The organism is Streptomyces sp. NPDC006193 (assembly GCF_040613915.1).
Lineage (GTDB): Bacteria > Actinomycetota > Actinomycetes > Streptomycetales > Streptomycetaceae > Streptomyces.
In genome coordinates this window covers 1-16188 of sequence record NZ_JBEXTB010000044.1, presented here as the reverse complement: position 1 = coordinate 16188, position 16188 = coordinate 1, and the positions used below count along the sequence as shown (strand labels likewise).

Genomic DNA, 16188 nt, shown 5'->3' with positions numbered 1-16188 from the left:
TGGGTCCCTCACATCCGGAAGACGCCGAACCCGCCGCGCACGCCCTCGTACGGCGCGGTGTGCACGGCGGAGAGGCACAGGCCGAGGACGGTGCGGGTGTCGCGCGGGTCGATGACGCCGTCGTCGTACAGCCGCCCGGACAGGAACATCGGCAGCGACTCGGACTCGATCTGCTGCTCGACCATGGCGCGCAGGGCCGCGTCCGCGTCCTCGTCGTACGGGCGCCCCTTCGCCGCCGCCGACTGCCGGGCGACGATCGACAGCACGCCGGCGAGCTGCTGCGGGCCCATGACGGCGGACTTGGCGCTGGGCCAGGCGAACAGGAAACGCGGGTCGTAGGCCCGGCCGCACATGCCGTAGTGCCCGGCGCCGTACGACGCCCCCATGAGGACCGACAGGTGCGGGACCCTGCTGTTGCTGACCGCGTTGATCATCATGGCGCCGTGTTTGACGATCCCGCCCTGCTCGTACTCCTTGCCGACCATGTAGCCGGTGGTGTTGTGCAGGAACAGCAGCGGGATGTCGCGCTGGTCGGCGAGCTGGATGAACTGGGCGGCCTTCTGGGACTCGGCGCTGAACAGGACGCCCCGGGCGTTGGCCAGGATGCCGACGGGATAGCCGTGCAGGGTCGCCCAGCCGGTGACCAGGCTGGTGCCGTACAGCGGTTTGAACTCGTCGAAGTCGGAGGCGTCCACGATCCGGGCGATGACCTCGCGCGGGTCGAAGGGGATCTTCAGGTCGCCGGGGACGATGCCCAGCAGCTCCTCCGGGTCGTACCGGGGCGGCTCGGCGGGTCCGGGGTCCGGGTGGGCCTTGCGGTGGCCCAGGCGGGCCACGATCCGGCGGGCCTGGCGCAGGGCGTCCGGCTCGTCCAGGGCGAAGTGGTCGGCGAGGCCGGACACCCGCGCGTGCATCTCGGCGCCGCCGAGGGACTCGTCGTCGCTCTCCTCGCCGGTGGCCATCTTCACCAGCGGCGGCCCGCCGAGGAACACCTTCGCCCGTTCCCTGACCATGATCACGTGGTCGGACAGGCCCGGGACGTAGGCGCCGCCCGCGGTGGAGCTGCCGAAGACGACGGCGACGGTCGGGATGCCGGCGGCGGACAGTCTCGTCAGGTCCCGGAAGACGGCGCCGCCGGGGATGAAGACCTCCTTCTGGGAGGGCAGGTCGGCGCCGCCGGACTCGACCAGGCTGATGCAGGGCAGCCGGTTGGCGAGGGCGATCTCGTTGGCGCGCAGCGCCTTCTTCAGGCTCCACGGATTGCTGGCGCCGCCGCGCACGGTCGGGTCGTTGGCCGTGATCAGGCACTCCACGCCCTCCACCACGCCGATGCCGGTGACCAGGGAGGCGCCGACGGGGTACTTGCTGCCCCATGCGGCCAGCGGGGACAGCTCCAGGAACGGGGTGTCGGGGTCCAGCAGCAGCTCGACGCGCTCGCGGGCGAGCAGCTTGCCGCGCTCGCGGTGCCGCCGGACGTACTTCTCGCCGCCGCCGGCGAGCGCCTTGGCGTGCTCGGCCTCCAGTTCGGCGAGTTTGGCGAGCATGGCCTCGCGGTGGGCGCGGTGGTCGGGTCCGGCGGGGTCGACAGCGGTCTGCAGAACCGTCACAGCAGGGCCTCCGGGATGTCCAGGTGGCGGGAGCGCAGCCATTCGCCGAGGGCCTTGGCCTGCGGGTCGAAGCGGTGCCGGGCGGCGACGCCGGCGCCGAGGACGCCCTCGACGGTGAAGTTGACGGCGCGCAGGTTCGGCAGCAGGTGCCGGGTGACGGGCAGGTCCCGGGTCTCGGGGAGCAGGCGGCGGAACCGGTCGGCGGTCAGCGTGTGCGCCAGCCACCGCCAGGCCTCGTCCGTCCGCGCCCACACGCCGACGTTGGCGTCGCCGCCCTTGTCCCCGCTGCGGGCCCCGGCCACCCGGCCGAGGGGCGCGCGACGGGTCGGGCCGGGCGGGAGCGGCTCGGGAAGGGCCGGGGACGGCGCGGCCGCCAGGGGCCTGGTCCGCTGGGGCGGCGGCACGGGGACGCGGCGCCCGTCGTGGAGGACGGCCACATGGTCGACGGCGCCCTGGGGCACGTACACGTCCTCGAAGACCCCGTAGGGGTCGCCCTTTCCGGGTGGGGAGAGCAGATGGAACCCCGGATAGCTGGCCAGCGCGAGTTCCACGGCGGCCCCGCTCACCGCCCGCCCCACGACCTGCTGGTCCGGGTCCCGGACGACGAGCCGCAGCAGCGCGCTGGCCGTCTCCTCGGTGTCGGCGTCCGCCCGGTCGGTCCGCACCAGCTCCCACCGGGCCTCCCGCGGCGGCGGGGCGGCGAGCGCGCCGGCGAGCTGCTCGCGCACCAGCGCCGCCTTGGCCTCGACGTCGAGACCGGTGAGGACGAAGACGACCTCGTTGCGGAAGCCGCCGAGCCGGTTGCACCCCACCTTCAGCGCGGGCGGCGGCGCCTCGCCGCGCACGCCCTCGATCCGCACCCGGTCCGGTCCGTCCTGGCTCAGCCGTACGGTGTCCAGCCGGGCGGTGACGTCGGGGCCGGCGTACCGGGCGCCGCCGGTCTCGTAGAGCAGCTGGGCGGTGACCGTGCCGACGTCCACGAAACCGCCGGTGCCGGGGTGCTTGGTGACGACGGCGCTGCCGTCCGCGTGGACCTCGGCGAGCGGGAAACCGGGCCGGCGGACGTCCCCTTCCGTGAAGAAGGCGTAGTTCCCGCCGGTCGCCTGGGTCCCGCACTCCAGCACGTGCCCGGCGACGACGGCCCCGGCGAGGCGGTCGTACGCCCCCGGCTCGTCCGGCCGCCAGCCGAAGTGGGCGGCGGCGGGCCCGGTGACCAGCGCCGCGTCGGTCACCCGGCCGGTGACCACGACGTCGGCGCCGGCCCGCAGGCACTCCGCGATGCCGAAGCCGCCGAGGTAGGCGTGGGCGGCGAGGGCGCCGGGGTGCCGGGCGGTGAGGTCGTCGCCCTCGACGTGCGCGACGCGGACGGGGATCCCGAGCCGTTCGGCGGCCTTGCGCACCGCCCCGGCGAGTCCGGAGGGGTTCACGCCGCCCGCGTTGGCGACGATCCGCACCCCGCGTTCGCGGGCGAGGGCCAGACAGTCCTCCAGCTGCCGCAGGAAGGTGCGGGCGTATCCGGCGGCCGGGTCCTTCAGGCGGTCGCGGGCGAGGATCAGCATGGTGAGTTCGGCGAGGTAGTCGCCGGTGAGGACGTCCACCTCGCCGCCGGTGAGCATCTCGCGCAGGGCGTCGGAGCGGTCGCCGTAGAACCCGGAGAAGTTCCCGACGCGCAGGGGGCGCGCCGGTGCCGGGCGGCCGGTCATCGGCCGGTTCCCGGGGCCGGCCCGGAGGAGTGTGCCGGCCCGGTCCCCGGCTGCCGCGTCCCGGCCGGCGGGCCGGGGGGCGGGTCCGGCGGGCGGCCGGTGTCCGGCGCAGGGGGGCCGGTGGGCCGGGTGGGGGCGGCGGCCCGGGGCGTCCGTCCCGTGCCCGGGGGGCCGGCGAACGCCTGGGCGATGCCGAGCCACCGCTCGGCGTCCGGCCCCTCGGCGCGGACGGCCAGGTCGTCGTGGTGGGCGCGCTGGGTGACGAGGAGGCAGAAGTCGAGGGCGGGACCGGTGACGCGCTGGCGGGCGTCCGGTGGACCGTACGTCCACAGCTCTCCGGACGGCGCGGTCACCTCGACGCGGAACTCCTCCTCCGGTACGGGCAGACCCCGCAGCGTGAAGGCGAAGTCCCGGGTACGCACCCCGATGCGGACCACGTGCCGGAGCCGGTCGGTGGGGGCGCGCACCACATGGAGCGCCTCCGCGACGTCCTGCCCGTGCGCCCAGGTCTTTATCAGACGCCCGGTGGCCATGGAGGCCGCGGACATGGGGGGCCCGAACCAGGGGAAGCGGCTGCCTCCCGGCGCCGCCCGCAGCGCGTCCTGCAGTGCGGCCCGGCCCTGCCGCCACCGGGCCAGCAGCTCGGCGGGCCGGAGCCGGGCGCCCTCCTCGGCGGCCTCGTCCACGAAGGCGTCCGGCGCCTTCGCCGCCGCCCGCAGCACGTCCGCGAACCCGTCCTCGTCGGTCAGGGCGAGCAGCGCGGCCCGGTCCGTCCAGTGCAGATGGGCGATCTGGTGGGCGACGATCCAGCGGGGGGCGGGCGTGGCGAGCGCCCACCGTTCTTCTGGCAACTCGGCCACGAGAGCGTCGAGTTGTCCGCTTTCCTCACGCAGGTCGTCGAAGACGGGCGTCGGATCGGCCATGGGGGGAGCATGGCAGCGGGCACAGAAACAAGCAAGCGTGCTTGCATGGATTTCCGGTGCGGGTGGGGGCGGCCGGTTCCAGCATCCGGGACAGTGCCTAAAAGGGTTCACGCTCCTGTCGAAGTCCATTACCCTGGACCTGGTAGTACATCGAGATGAACGAACCGGATCGATCACCTGGACCGCCCGTGACCGCCGCACCCAGCAGCACCACCCCGACCCCCGTGACCCCCGCCGGGGGGCAGCACCGCCTCGGCTCGCTCGGCCCCGTCGGGCTGGTCCTGGCCGGCGGCGTCTCGGTGCAGTTCGGCGGGGCCCTCGCGGTGACCCTGATGCCCAGGGCGGGCGCGCTCGGCGTGGTCACCCTGCGCCTGCTCGCGGCGGCGATCGTGCTGCTCCTGGTCTGCCGTCCCCGGCTGCGCGGCCACTCGCGCGCCGACTGGGGCACGGTGGCCGTCTTCGGCATCGCCATGGGCGCGATGAACGGCCTCTTCTACGCGTCGGTCGCCCGCATCCCGCTGGGCACGGCGGTCACCCTGGAGGTCCTCGGACCGCTGACCCTGTCCGTCCTGGCCTCCCGCCGCGCGATCAACGCGCTGTGGGCGGCCCTGGCCCTGGCGGGCGTGTTCCTGCTGGGCGGGGGCCACTTCGACCGTCTGGACACCGTCGGTGTCGCCTTCGCCCTGGGCGCGGGCGCCATGTGGGCGGCCTATATCGTCTTCAGCGCCCGTACGGGCCGCCGCTTCCCGCAGGCGGACGGCCTCGCGCTGGCCATGGCGATCGCGGCCCTGCTCTTCCTCCCCATCGGCATCGCCGCGTCCGGTGCCCGCCTCCTCGACCCCACCACCGTCGCCCTCGGCTCGGCGGTCGCCCTCCTCTCCTCGGTCCTGCCCTACACCCTCGAACTGCTCGCCCTGCGGCGGCTGCCCGCCTCCACCTTCGCGATCCTGATGAGCCTGGAGCCGGCGCTCGCCGCCACGGCCGGCTTCCTCATCCTCGACCAGGCCCTGTCCGCCGCGGAGGCCGCCGCGATCGCCCTGGTGATCGTGGCGAGCATCGGCGCGGTCCGGACGCAGGTGGGGCGGGGGAAGATCCCGCTGCCGGCCGAAGGCCAGTAGAGGTCGCGCGACGCCGGCCCGGGACCCGGCGTCCCGGCCGCTTCGGCACCACCGTCCGGGGGCGTTCCGGCCCCGTCGCCACCGGTCTGGGGGCGTTCCGGCCCCGCATCACCACGGGGCGGAGCGGCGTTCCGGACCCCCGCCACCACCGGTCGGGGCGGTGTTCTCGGCCGTCGGCGCCACCGGCCGGGGTGGTGTTCCGAGCCCCCGTCACCAGCGGTCTGCGGGCGTTCCGGGCCCCCGTCGCCACCGGTCGGAGCAGCGTTCCGGACCCCCGCCATCACCGGTCGGAGCGGCTTCCGGACCGCGTCGCCACCGATCGGAGCGGCGTTCCGGACCCCGTCGCCACCGGTCGGGCGGTGTTTCGGATCCGGGGCGGCGGCCCTCACGGCGGTCTGCTGGGGCGCGGTGCCGGGACCGCGTCCAGGGCGGGTGGGACGCCGTGGACGTCGGAGGGGACCGCCACCCGGCGGTGCTCCCCGGTCACCGCGCCTCCCCCGTGCCCCCGCCGGCCCTGTCCAGCGCCTCGGCCAGCACCTCGGCGAGATGTCTGCCCCGCACCCCGGCGAGCTGCTCCAGCTGGGTCCGGCAGGAGAAGCCGTCGGCGAGGATCACCGTGTCCTCGGACGCCTCCCGGACCGCCGGCAGGAGCCGCTCCTCGGCGCAGGCGCGGGACACCTCGTAGTGACCTCTCTCAAAACCGAAGTTGCCCGCGAGGCCGCAGCAGCCTCCGCTCAGGTCGCCGGTGAGTCCCGCGGCGGCGCGCAGCCGGCGGTCCGGCAGGTCGCCGAGCACCGCGTGCTGGTGGCAGTGGGTCTGGCCGGTGACCGGGCGGTCGACGGCGGGCGGTCTCCAGTGCGGGGCGTGCCGCTCCAGGGTCTCGGCGAAGGTGCGGACCGAGGCGGCGAGCCGCGCCGCGCGGGGGTCGTCGGGCAGGAGCTCCGGGAGGTCGCCGCGCAGGGCCGCGGCACAGCTCGGTTCCAGGACGACGACCGGGACGCCGGCCCGCAGCACCGGCTCCATGAGGTCCAGGGTGCGGCGCAGCACCGCGCGGGCGCGGTCGAGCTGGCCGGTGGAGACGTAGGTCAGGCCGCAGCAGACCCGGGCCCGGCGGGCGGTGAGCAGCGCGGTGGCCGCCTTGGTCCGGCCGTCCGCGATCGCTCCCCGGCGCGGCAGCAGGGTGGGCGGGAGCGCCACCCGCAGTCCGGCGGCCTCCAGGACGCGGACCGCGGCGCGGCCGACCGACGGGGACAGGTGCTCGGTGAAGGTGTCCGGCCACAGGACGACCAGGTCCCCGGCGCTGCGGGCGGGTTTCCTCCGGCGCCACCACGCGGTGAACGTCCGTCCCGCCAGCCGGGGGATCTCCCGCTCGGCGGCGATCCCCGCGAGCCGTTTGCCGAGGCGTGCCAGCGGCTCCACGGAGACGAGCGCGTTCAGGAGGGGGGCGGTGCGGGTGCGGGCGGTCCAGCGCAGCCACTGCGGGAGCCGGCCCATGCTGTGGTGGGCGGCGGGGCGGCGGCGGCCGGCGTAGTGGTGGTGCAGGAACTCCGCCTTGTAGGCGGCCATGTCCACGCCGGCCGGGCAGTCCGAGCGGCAGCCCTTGCAGGACAGGCAGAGGTCGAGGGCGTCCCGGACCTCGGTGGACCGCCAGCCGCCGGTGACGAGTTCGCCGGCGAGCATCTCGTGCAGCAGGCGGGCCCGGCCGCGGGTGGAGTGCTCCTCCTCGCCGGTGGCCCGGAAGGAGGGGCACATCACGTCGGGTCCGGCCGTCTCGGTCGTACGGCACTTGGCGACGCCGACGCAGCGGCGGACGGCCGCCCGGAAGTCGCCGCCGTCGGCCGGGTAGCCGAGGACCACGTCGACCGGGCGGCGCGGCAGGACGGAGAAGCGGAGGTCGGTGTCGAGCGGGGCCGGGCGGACCAGCATGCCCGGGTTGAGCAGGTCGTCGGGGTCCCAGACGGACTTCGCGCGTTCGAACAGCCGGACCGTCTCCGTGCCGTACATGCGCGGCAGCAGTTCCGCGCGGGCCCGGCCGTCCCCGTGTTCCCCGGACAGCGAGCCGCCGTGCTCCACCACCAGGTCGGCCAGTTCCTCGGAGAAGCGGCGGAAGCGCCCGACGCCGGCCTCGGTGAGCAGGTCGAAGTCGATGCGGACGTGGATGCAGCCGTCGCCGAAGTGGCCGTACGGCGTGCCGCGCAGTCCGTGCGCGGACAGCAGGGCGCGGAAGTCCCGCAGGTAGGCGCCGAGCCGGGCGGGCGGCACCGCGCAGTCCTCCCAGCCGGGCCAGGCCTCCGTGCCGTCCGGCATCCGGGTGGCCGTGCCGGCCGCGTCCTCGCGGATGCGCCACAGCGTCCGCCGGGCCGCCGGGTCGGCGACGACCAGCGCGTCCACGACGTCGGCCGCGCGGACGATCTCCTCCGCTCGCGCGCGGGCCAGAGCCGCCGACTCCCCGCCGGTCTCCACGAACAGCCAGGCGCCGCCCCGGGGCAGCCCGGCCGCGTCCGGCACCAGGTCGGCCGCCATGCCCTCCACCGTGAGCGGGCCGAGCGGCAGGAGACCGGCGGCGGCCTCGGCGGCGGCTGTCTCGTCGGCGTACGCCAGCACCGCGAGGGCACGGGCGCGGGGGGCTTCGACCAGGCTGACCACCGCCTCGGTGAGGATGCCGAGGGTGCCCTCGGAGCCGCAGAAGGAGCGGGCGACGTCCGCGCCCTTCTCGGGAAGCAGCGCGTCCAGGGCGTACCCGGAGATGCGGCGGGGCAGGTCCGGGAAACCGGTGCGCAGGCGGGCCAGTTCGCTCTCCGCCAGCTCGCGCAGGCCCTCCGGGGCGCCCGCCCAGTCCCGCCCGAGCCGCAGCCGCTGCCCCCGCGCGGTGACGACGGACAGCTCGCGCACGCTGTCCGCGGTCGTGCCCCAGGCGACCGAGTGGGAGCCGCAGGAGTTGTTGCCGATCATCCCGCCGAGCGTGCACCGGCTGTGCGTGGACGGGTCGGGACCGAAACGCAGGCCGTGCCGGGCGGCGGCCTCCTGGAGCCGGTCGAGCACGAGCCCCGGCTGCACGACGGCCGTCCGGCCGCCCGGGTCCAGCTCCAGCAGGCCGTTCATGTGCCGGGTGAAGTCCAGCACGACCCCTGTGCCGGTCGCCTGCCCGGCGATCGACGTGCCCCCGCCGCGCGCCACCACGGGCACCCCGCGCGTCCGGCACACCTCCAGTGCGGCGGCCACGTCGTCGGCGTCCCGGGGCGCGACCACGCCCAGCGGCACGCGCCGGTAGTTGGACGCGTCCATGGTCACGAGGGCCCGGGAGGTGACGTCGAACCGCACCTCGCCCCGCACGGCCCCGCGCAGCTCCGCCGCAAGATCTGTCATGCGTCCAGGATGCATCCGATCACCGAACGTCACCGCGGCTTTTCCACAGCCCCGCCCGTATCGTCGTACAACCCCACAAGCCGATGCGCCGGCCGGCTCGTCTCATCGAACGGACAGGACTCCACCGCGCTTCTTTCCACCGGCTAACCTCCTTGCGTGGCCGACATCCAGATTCCCGCTGACATCAAGCCCGCCGACGGACGCTTCGGCGCGGGCCCCTCCAAGGTGCGCACCGAGGCGCTGGACGCCCTCGCCGCCACCGGTACGTCCCTGCTGGGCACCTCTCACCGCCAGGCGCCGGTGAAGAACCTGGTCGGCAAGGTCCGCGAAGGCATCTCCGAGCTGTTCTCCCTCCCCGACGGCTACGAGGTGGTCCTCGGCAACGGCGGCTCCACCGCCTTCTGGGACATCGCCACGCACGGCCTGATCGAGAACAAGTCGCAGCACCTGAGCTTCGGCGAGTTCTCCTCCAAGTTCGCCAAGGCGGCCAAGCTCGCCCCGTGGCTGGCCGAGCCCACCGTCATCGCCGCCGACCCGGGCACCCACCCGGAGCCGCGGGCCGAGGCGGGCGTCGACGTCTACGCCTTCACCCACAACGAGACCTCCACCGGCGTCGCCATGCCGATCAAGCGCGTGGCCGGCGCCGACGAGGGCGCCCTCGTCCTGGTGGACGCGACCTCCGGCGCGGGCGGCCTCCCGGTCGACATCACCGAGACGGACGTCTACTACTTCGCCCCGCAGAAGTCCTTCGCCTCCGACGGCGGCCTGTGGATCGGCGTCTTCTCCCCGGCCGCGATCGAGCGCGCCGAGCGCGTCCACGCCTCCGGCCGCCATGTCCCGGAGTTCTTCAGCCTCCCCACGGCGATCGACAACTCCCGCAAGAACCAGACGTACAACACCCCGGCCCTCGCCACCCTCTTCCTGCTGGACCAGCAGCTCGAGTGGCTCAACGGCCAGGGCGGCCTCGCCTGGTCCACGGCCCGCACCAAGGACTCCTCGACCCGCCTGTACAGCTGGGCGGAGGAGTCCAAGCACGCGACCCCGTTCGTCTCGGACCCGGCCAAGCGCTCCCAGGTCATCGGCACGATCGACTTCTCCGACGACATCGACGCCGCCGCGGTGGCCAAGGTGCTGCGCGCCAACGGCATCGTGGACACCGAGCCGTACCGCAAGCTCGGCCGCAATCAGCTGCGCATCGCGATGTTCCCGGCGATCGACCCGGCGGACGTCGAGGCGCTGACCAAGTGCGTCGACTACGTGATCGAGAAGCTGTAACCGTCCCGCCGAGGACGGCGAAGGGCGCCCGGCGAACACCGGGCGCCCTTCCTTCGTGCGATGCGCATTCCTACGCGAACTGCCGGAGAAACGCCTGCCAGCCCTCGCGGGACACGGTGAGGACAGGACCGTCGTCCTGCTTGCTGTCGCGGACGGCTCGGCCGCCGGGTGCCGTTTCGGCGACCTCCACACAGGCGTTCTCCTGTCCGGAGTGCGACGACTTCCAGAAGGGGCTTACGACCTCGGTCACGACGTGTCTTCCTTCAGGCTCCGCAGTATGCCCCGGATGAGCTTCGCACTCGCGTCCGGCGCCAACGCCGCCGATCGTAGTAGGTCGTAGGCATTGGCGTAAGCGGCAAGGTCCTCCGCCCCTTCGAGCACGGACGTGCCGCGCAGATTGTCCATGGCGACCGCCTCGACCGTCGGCTCCTCGTCGAAGCTGAAGGAGTAGAAGGCGGAGGAGTAGCCGGCCAGGACGCCGGCGCTGAACGGAAGCACCTGCACGGTGACGTTCTTGCGCCGGCCGACCTCCAGGATCGCGGCCAATTGATCCCGGTGGATCTCGGCGTTCACCAACGGATGCGCGATGACCGCCTCCCACAGGATGGCCGTGTACGACGCTCCACCCTCTTCGATCTTCGCCTGGCGCCCCATGCGCACCTTCACCAACTGGGCAACGCGTTCGGCATCGATGTAGTGCGGGCCACCGGCGATGACGGCCTCCGCATAGGCCGGAGTCTGCAGCAGCCCCGGCACCATGACCGACTGCCACTCGCGGATGTACGTCGCGTCGTCCTCCAGCGCGATGTGGTCCACATAGTCCGGCCGCAGATGCTCCGCGTGTTCGAGCCACCAGCCGCGGTTCTTGGAGTGCTTGGCCAAGTCCTCCAACTTCGCCCGCACGTCCAGGTCTTCGACGCCGTACGCGTCCAGCAGCAGTCGCACTTCGATCACACGCGGTGTCGCGTGTCCGCTCTCGATGCGGCTGATCCTGGCCTGGCTCGTGGCGATCACCTCGGCGGCTTGCGGCTGGTCCAGCCTGGCGGCCTGCCGGTACTGCCTGAGTGCTGCGCCAAGGCGCCTGCTGCGCACGGTCGGTCGTCCACCTGCGGGCATGGGACCTCCCCTCTCCTGGCGGAAACCATGCCACATCGAAGCCCCCAAGATGGGACATAACACGATCGAGTGAAATCCCTGCATGTATTTCCCGGTTTGCCTTGCAGCGCCGATGCATGGATTCCTAGGTTCAGCCGCATGCCAACGTGCAACACCTTCCGCATCCCCACCCGGCGCCAGCACGTGCCGACCGCTCGGCACTACGTGCGCAAGGCGCTCGCGGGGTGGGGGATCGCCGACGAGCTGGCCGACCGGGCGATCCTGTCGGCCAACGAGCTCGTCACCAACGCCGTGACCCACTGCCGGGTCTCCCACGCCCGGGTCCGGGTCACGCTGATCCTCTGCGGCCGGGAGCTGGTCCTGGAGGTCTCCGACCCGGACCGGGACCGGCCTCCCCGGCCCCGGGACCCCGGCCCGGACGAGGAGGGCGGGCGCGGACTGGCGCTGGTGGCGGCGCTGGCCGACTCGTGGGGGCACCGGCAGGGGCCGTACACCAAGTGCGTATGGGCCCGGTTCCGGCTCACGGAGGCGGAGGGCGCCCGTGTTCCGGTCGGCTCATGAGGACCCCGCGCAGGAGGTCCGCACGCCGGACCCGTACGTGTGGCGGCTGCCGAGCCCGTACGAGGCCCGCTGGCGCCGCTGGTTCAAACGCTGCCGCGCGGCCGGCCGGTACCTGCCGTGGCCGCGCGAGGAGGCGTGCTGGCAGACCTCCCGTACGTCAGGCGCCGCGGCGCAGGCGCCGGAGGCCGAACAGGGCCGCCAGGCCGACCGCGACGATCACCGCTCCGACCTTGAGGGCGCCCGCGCCGCTCCCCCCGTCACCGGCCGGTGTTCCGCCCGCCGACGGTGAGGTGCCGCCCGGGCGCGCCGGGGCGTCCACCGCCTGGACGGCGCTGCCGGCGCCCTCGCTGCCGTACATCAGCTTGGTGCCGTCGGCGGAGTACGACACGGACTCGCCCTGGCCCTGGAACGGCACGTCGAGGCTGCCCTGCCGCTTGATCCGGCCGGCGTCGAAGCCGTAGGAGACGCCGCCGAAGTACCCGCGGACGGCGAGCTGCCGGCCGTCCGGGGAGAAGGCGGCGTCCGTGGCCCAGAGATCGACGGCGGCGACGGGCTTGAAGACGTTGGCGCGGGAGGTGGAGAGGGTGGCCGGGCCCTCGTACAGGTGCCCGCCGTCCTCCTTCTTGTCGATGATGTAGACCCGCCCGGTCTTCGGGTGGACCAGCAGGGACTCGGCGTCGCGCGGGCCGTCCGCGTACTTCACGACGTACTGCGTGGCCGTGACCGTCCGGTCCGTGAGCCGCTTCGGCTCGGGCAGCCGGTAGATCCACACGTACGGCCACCGGCCGCCGAAGTTGTCGCCGATGTCGCCGACGTAGATCTCGTTGTGCGGTCCGATGGACACGGCCTCCACGTCGCGCGGCGAGCCGATGCCGCGCAGGGTGATCCGGGCGACCGTCTTCCCGGTGCCGCTGTCCACGGCGTACAGGTAGGGCCCGTCGTCGCTGTCGTTGTGCGTCCAGTAGACGCCGGGGTGCTGCCGGGAGGCGGCGAGCCCGCTGGACTCGGTGATCCGCGGGTCCTTGATGGTGAACCCGTGATCACCGGCTTCACCGGCGGCGGAGGCGGGCAGCGCGCAGGCGCCGGCGAGCAGCACCCCGGCGAGGACGGCGGACGATCGACGCATGCCCCAAGCCTGCCATTGCCGGGGGGTGTTCGAGGGACGTGGCCGGCTTCACACCCACCCCGGATCCCGCGGGGTCCCCGTGATCGTCCATCATGAGCCGATGCTGAGGTTCATGCCCGTGGGCGACTCCATGACGATCGGGAGCGCGGGCGAACACACCTGGCGCTACCGTCTGTGGCGGCACCTGTGCGCGGCGCACGGCGGTCCCTTCACCCTCGTCGGCCCGCGGGAGACCCTGTACGACAAGCAGGCCGACGCGCCGACGTCCCTCGCCTACGCCGATCCCGACTTCCCGCGCGCCCATCTGGCGGGCTGGGGCGAGGGCTGGCTGCACATGGCCCCGGTGATCGGGGACGCGGTACGGGACCACCGCCCCGACATCCTCCTGGTCTCCCTGGGCCTGATCGACCTCGGCTTCTACACCGACGCCGACCAGACGGCGCAGAACGCACGGGCGTTCGTCGCCGCCGCCCGCGAGGCCGACCCGCGCATCCGCATGGTGCTGCTGCCGGTGATCCCGAACGTCCGGGCCGCGGCGGACCCGCCGTTCGCCGCGCAGGTGGACCGGTTCAACGTCCTGCTCGCCAAGGCGGTCGCCGACCTGGACGAGCCCCGGTCGCCGCTGCTGCTCGCCTCGCCGCCGCAGGGCTACGACCTCCGCACCGACACCTACGACGGCACGCATCCCAGCCCCAGCGGCGAGCACCGGATCGCGGGCGCGTTCGCGGGGGCCATGTGGGAGGCGTGGGGGGTGGGACGGCCGTACGAGGCCGGGCCGCGGTGACGGTTTCCGCCGCCCCCCGACCGCCGCGGGCGGCGGCCGGTCACTGCGCGGGCCCCGTCGCGGAGTCCGCCGCGCCGGCGCCCGGTGCGGCGTCCGGCGCGGCCGCCTGGGCGGGGACCGTCGCGTCCGGCGCGGCGGCCGGCGCGGCCGGGTCCGGTGCGGGTGCGGCCGCCGGGGCCGGGGCGTTCTGTGCGGCCGGGCCGTTGTACCGCCAGGGGACCTGGGCGAGCTTGCCGAGGACGTCCGAGCCCAGCGCCTTCTTCAGGCTGAAGATGGAGGCGATGGAGGTCGCCGGGATGCCGCACAGCAGCACGCACGGGATGACGTGGTCGCGTTTGACCATCTCGTACCCCACCCACAGGTAGGCCACGACCAGGCAGCCCGACACCAGTGAGGCGAACACGGTGGTGACGCCGTCGACATAGACGCGGTGGCGGTCGGTGCGTGCCTCGTAGTTGATGGCCTTGATGGCCGTCTTCAGTTGTTTCTCGGTGGTGCCTTTCAGTTTCTTCGCCAGCTCGGCGATCACGTCGAGCTGGGCTTTCTGGTCGTCTCCTATGGCCAGTGGCGGAGTCAATGGGCCTCGCTGGTATCTGTGGTTCTCACGTCGGTTGCCAGCCTGCGCAGGGCGCGAGCCAGGGGATGCTGGGGACCGGCGACCGCCAGGACGCGCGGCAGCGACAGCGTGCGCATGGTGTCCCCGCCGCGGGGGCGGTCCGCCGCGGGGAGCCGCTCGGCCTCGGCGTACTCCGTCAGGATCGTGGCCAGGATGGCGCTGGTCAGCTCGGGACTGCTGCGGCTGCGCTCGATGAGCTGGCGGTCCTCCAGGTCGACCACCCGCTCGCGCGCCATCCCTTCGAGCATCTGTTTCATGTGCTGGTGGTGCAGTTCCTGCGCCTTGGCGCGGCGCGCGATCGTGTACCGCAGGGAGGCGAAGAACGCGATGATCAGCACGGCCGCGACCGTCGCGCCGGCGCCGACCACGAACAGGGGCCACTCCAGTCCCTTGGCGAGCAGCGGCACGCAGGCGGCGGTCAGGAACGCGGAGACGAAGCTGAGCCGGACGGTGACGAGCCGCAGCAGCGGCAGATCCGCGTGGGGCGGCCGGTCCGGCTCCGGCTGCGGCGGGGCGTCCAACCGGGCCAGCAGCGCCTCCGCGCCTTCGGTGAACGAGCGGGGCGGGCGGGCCGGCCCCCGCGTTCTGGCAGGCGCGATCCTGGCGGTCGGGTCGAAGACCGCTTGCATGCCTGTGAGCAGACTGTCTTTGAGCATGTCACCCCCCGAAGTGCTGGAGATCTACCCTCGGTTCATCATCAATAACCCAGCGTGACGACGCTGGGTGGATGGCCAACGTATCGGAGACGGGCCGGTTTCGGGTGGAAAGCAGAGAAATTGCCGTCGGCATCGACAGATGGGTATGCCAACGGTGCCCCCCTTCCGGCCGACCGGTCGGCGCGCCTGCGCGGGCCGGACCTTGCCTAGAGCGCACTCCACGCCGTTGGCTGGAGGACTATGAAGTACACGCAGCTCGGACGCACGGGACTCAAGGTCAGCCGGCTCGTCCTCGGAACGATGAACTTCGGCCCGCAGACCGACGAGGCGGACAGCCACGCGATCATGGACGCGGCGCTGGACGCGGGCATCAACTTCTTCGACACCGCGAACGTGTACGGCTGGGGGGAGGACAAGGGCCGGACCGAGTCCATCATCGGGAACTGGTTCGCCAAGGGCGGCGGACGGCGCGACAAGGTCGTCCTCGCCACGAAGGTGTACGGCAGCATGGGACCGGACGGCGGGCCCGTCTGGCCCAACGACGACAAGCTCTCGGCGCTGAACATCCGGCGCGCGGTGGACGCCAGCCTGAAGCGGCTGCAGACGGACCGCATCGACCTCTACCAGTTCCACCACATCGACCGGAACACGCCCTTCGAGGAGATCTGGCAGGCGATCGACGTCCTGGTCCAGCAGGGCAAGATCCTCTACGCGGGCTCCTCCAACTTCCCCGGCTACAAGATCGCCCAGGCCAACGAGACCGCCGCCCGCCGCGGCGGCACCCTCGGCCTGGTCAGCGAGCAGTGCCTGTACAACCTGTACGAGCGCCGCGCCGAGATGGAGGTCATCCCGGCCGCGCAGGACTACGGCCTCGGGGTGATCCCGTGGTCGCCGCTGCACGGCGGGCTGCTCGGCGGGATCATCCGCAAGGAGGTCCAGGGCGGTCGGCGCGCCTCCGGCCGGACCGCCGAGATCCTCGGCGACCCGGCCGCCCGCGCACGGCTCCAGGCGTACGAGGACCTGCTCGACAAGCACGGCCTGGAGCCCGGCGAGGCGGCCCTGGCCTGGCTGCTCACCCGCCCCGGCGTGACCGGTCCGATCGTCGGCCCGCGCACCGCGGAGCAGCTCCGGTCGGCGCTCAGGGCGGTCGAGCTGGAGCTGGGCGAGGACGTGCTGTCCGGTCTGGAGGACATCTTCCCGGGTCCCGGCCCGTCCCCCGAGGCCTTCGCCTGGTGACGCCCGGGCGTGCGCCCGGGGGCGGGGGAGCGGCCGGCCTGAGCCGTCCGACAGCTTGCGGACGTTCGGGGCGGTGGTGCAGGCGCTGCGGGAGTATCACC

The 16188-nt window shown here is 73.5% G+C and carries 13 protein-coding genes and 1 pseudogene; 5 read left to right on the top strand and 9 right to left on the bottom strand.

The window, feature by feature from the left end; translation table 11 throughout:
- Positions 1-8 precede the first annotated feature (8 nt).
- The 3 genes and pseudogenes from ABZ261_RS27850 to ABZ261_RS27840 all read right to left on the bottom strand — a co-directional run.
- Positions 9-1607 (bottom strand): carboxyl transferase domain-containing protein, encoded by a 1599-nt coding sequence (locus ABZ261_RS27850; protein ID WP_356863829.1) that lies wholly within the window; start codon positions 1605-1607, stop codon positions 9-11.
- On the bottom strand, positions 1604-3310 hold the full coding sequence (locus tag ABZ261_RS27845; protein ID WP_356863827.1) for an acyclic terpene utilization AtuA family protein: 1707 nt from the start codon (positions 3308-3310) through the stop codon (positions 1604-1606). The genes ABZ261_RS27850 and ABZ261_RS27845 overlap by 4 nt, the downstream gene beginning before the upstream one ends.
- Before the next feature lie 143 nt (positions 3311-3453).
- Positions 3454-4233 (bottom strand): annotated as a pseudogene (locus tag ABZ261_RS27840) (TIGR03084 family metal-binding protein); the annotation flags it as partial.
- Between the two features lie 155 nt (positions 4234-4388).
- Between ABZ261_RS27840 and ABZ261_RS27835 the strand changes: the two are divergent.
- Positions 4389-5351, top strand: coding sequence for an EamA family transporter (locus ABZ261_RS27835; protein ID WP_356863825.1), 963 nt, complete (start codon positions 4389-4391; stop codon positions 5349-5351).
- Positions 5352-5834: 483 nt separating this feature from the next.
- On the opposite strand, the gene ABZ261_RS27830 is transcribed toward ABZ261_RS27835, so the two are convergent.
- Positions 5835-8717 (bottom strand): FAD-binding and (Fe-S)-binding domain-containing protein, encoded by a 2883-nt coding sequence (locus tag ABZ261_RS27830; protein ID WP_356863823.1) that lies wholly within the window; start codon positions 8715-8717, stop codon positions 5835-5837.
- Between the two features lie 156 nt (positions 8718-8873).
- Here ABZ261_RS27830 and serC point away from each other — a divergent pair, with 156 nt between their 5' ends.
- Positions 8874-9992, top strand: coding sequence for a phosphoserine transaminase (serC, locus tag ABZ261_RS27825; RefSeq protein WP_356863822.1), 1119 nt, complete (start codon positions 8874-8876; stop codon positions 9990-9992).
- A gap of 70 nt (positions 9993-10062) precedes the next feature.
- On the opposite strand, the gene ABZ261_RS27820 is transcribed toward serC, so the two are convergent.
- Entirely contained in the window at positions 10063-10242 is a 180-nt protein-coding gene (locus ABZ261_RS27820) for a DUF397 domain-containing protein (RefSeq protein ID WP_356863820.1), read from the bottom strand.
- Complete coding sequence (locus ABZ261_RS27815) at positions 10239-11108, bottom strand: helix-turn-helix transcriptional regulator (RefSeq protein WP_356863818.1); 870 nt, start codon at positions 11106-11108, stop codon at positions 10239-10241. Before ABZ261_RS27815 ends, ABZ261_RS27820 begins: the two co-directional genes overlap by 4 nt.
- Before the next feature lie 138 nt (positions 11109-11246).
- Between ABZ261_RS27815 and ABZ261_RS27810 the strand changes: the two genes are divergently transcribed.
- Complete coding sequence (locus ABZ261_RS27810) at positions 11247-11669, top strand: ATP-binding protein (RefSeq protein WP_356863816.1); 423 nt, start codon at positions 11247-11249, stop codon at positions 11667-11669.
- 157 nt (positions 11670-11826) lie between these two features.
- Here ABZ261_RS27810 and ABZ261_RS27805 read toward each other — a convergent pair whose 3' ends face one another.
- Positions 11827-12795 carry a WD40 repeat domain-containing protein gene (locus tag ABZ261_RS27805; protein WP_356863814.1) on the bottom strand — a complete coding sequence of 323 codons (969 nt, stop codon included), beginning with the start codon at positions 12793-12795 and terminating at the stop codon, positions 11827-11829.
- 100 nt (positions 12796-12895) lie between these two features.
- On the opposite strand from ABZ261_RS27805, the gene ABZ261_RS27800 reads away from it, so the two are divergent.
- Positions 12896-13579 carry a GDSL-type esterase/lipase family protein gene (locus ABZ261_RS27800; protein WP_356863812.1) on the top strand — a complete coding sequence of 228 codons (684 nt, stop codon included), beginning with the start codon at positions 12896-12898 and terminating at the stop codon, positions 13577-13579.
- Positions 13580-13619: 40 nt separating this feature from the next.
- Here ABZ261_RS27800 and ABZ261_RS27795 read toward each other — a convergent pair whose 3' ends face one another.
- The gene (locus ABZ261_RS27795) at positions 13620-14156 is read right to left on the bottom strand and encodes a hypothetical protein (protein ID WP_356863810.1); all 537 of its coding nucleotides are present in this window, start codon (positions 14154-14156) and stop codon (positions 13620-13622) included.
- Complete coding sequence (locus tag ABZ261_RS27790; RefSeq protein WP_356863808.1) at positions 14153-14824, bottom strand: hypothetical protein; 672 nt, start codon at positions 14822-14824, stop codon at positions 14153-14155. The genes ABZ261_RS27795 and ABZ261_RS27790 overlap by 4 nt, the downstream gene beginning before the upstream one ends.
- A gap of 267 nt (positions 14825-15091) precedes the next feature.
- Between ABZ261_RS27790 and ABZ261_RS27785 the strand changes: the two genes are divergently transcribed.
- Complete coding sequence (locus ABZ261_RS27785) at positions 15092-16087, top strand: aldo/keto reductase (RefSeq protein WP_356863806.1); 996 nt, start codon at positions 15092-15094, stop codon at positions 16085-16087.
- Positions 16088-16188 lie beyond the last annotated feature (101 nt).

What these genes read in the sequence shown, in the direction of transcription:
- ABZ261_RS27845 (WP_356863827.1), bottom strand. Translation starts at nt 3,310, where the DNA reads ATGACCGGCCGCCCGGCACCGGCGCGCCCCCTGCGCGTCGGGAACTTC.
- ABZ261_RS27835 (WP_356863825.1), top strand. Translation starts at nt 4,389, where the DNA reads ATGAACGAACCGGATCGATCACCTGGACCGCCCGTGACCGCCGCACCC.
- ABZ261_RS27830 (WP_356863823.1), bottom strand. Translation starts at nt 8,717, where the DNA reads ATGACAGATCTTGCGGCGGAGCTGCGCGGGGCCGTGCGGGGCGAGGTG.
- ABZ261_RS27815 (WP_356863818.1), bottom strand. Translation starts at nt 11,108, where the DNA reads ATGCCCGCAGGTGGACGACCGACCGTGCGCAGCAGGCGCCTTGGCGCA.
- ABZ261_RS27810 (WP_356863816.1), top strand. Translation starts at nt 11,247, where the DNA reads ATGCCAACGTGCAACACCTTCCGCATCCCCACCCGGCGCCAGCACGTG.
- ABZ261_RS27805 (WP_356863814.1), bottom strand. Translation starts at nt 12,795, where the DNA reads ATGCGTCGATCGTCCGCCGTCCTCGCCGGGGTGCTGCTCGCCGGCGCC.
- ABZ261_RS27800 (WP_356863812.1), top strand. Translation starts at nt 12,896, where the DNA reads ATGCTGAGGTTCATGCCCGTGGGCGACTCCATGACGATCGGGAGCGCG.
- ABZ261_RS27790 (WP_356863808.1), bottom strand. Translation starts at nt 14,824, where the DNA reads ATGCAAGCGGTCTTCGACCCGACCGCCAGGATCGCGCCTGCCAGAACG.
- ABZ261_RS27785 (WP_356863806.1), top strand. Translation starts at nt 15,092, where the DNA reads ATGAAGTACACGCAGCTCGGACGCACGGGACTCAAGGTCAGCCGGCTC.